Origin of the sequence: Vibrio sp. S234-5, assembly GCF_000960595.1 — a bacterium.
Taxonomy (GTDB): Bacteria; Pseudomonadota; Gammaproteobacteria; order Enterobacterales; family Vibrionaceae; genus Vibrio.
Genome location: NZ_JZAM01000368.1, coordinates 1 through 407 on the forward strand (window position 1 = coordinate 1; position 407 = coordinate 407).

General features: G+C 48.6%; 1 pseudogene. It reads left to right on the plus strand.

Annotated features, from left to right (window positions below):
• Window positions 1–43: 43 nt before the first annotated feature.
• Window positions 44–407: pseudogene (locus tag UF06_RS21580) on the plus strand (FAD:protein FMN transferase); the annotation flags it as partial.

The following is a 407-nucleotide window of genomic DNA, read 5'->3' on the forward strand; positions in this document are numbered from 1 at the left end:
CTCCGCGCCATTCGCCGGCAGCCGCAGAGGCATATAAGAGATAGATGCTGAACTCGCACATCTTAAATCCAAAACAGGCAATAACCAATTATCCGTCCACGGCAATCAACTGACAAAAACATTGCCCAACCTGTATGTGAATCTTTCGACCAATGCTAAAGGCTGGGGGGTCGAAGTGGTGGCCGATTACATTCAGTCGCAAGGCATTAACATCTACATGGTTGAAGTGGGCGGGGTGTTGCGTTTAAAAGGCGTCAACCGTGAGGGTATTCCGTGGCGCATTGCTGTCGAGAAAACTTCTGTTGAAGATCGGGCGATTCAAGAATTAATTGAGCCGGGCGATATGGCCATTACCAATTCTGGCGATTATCGCAACTACTTTGAGCGTGATGGGATCCGTAATTCAC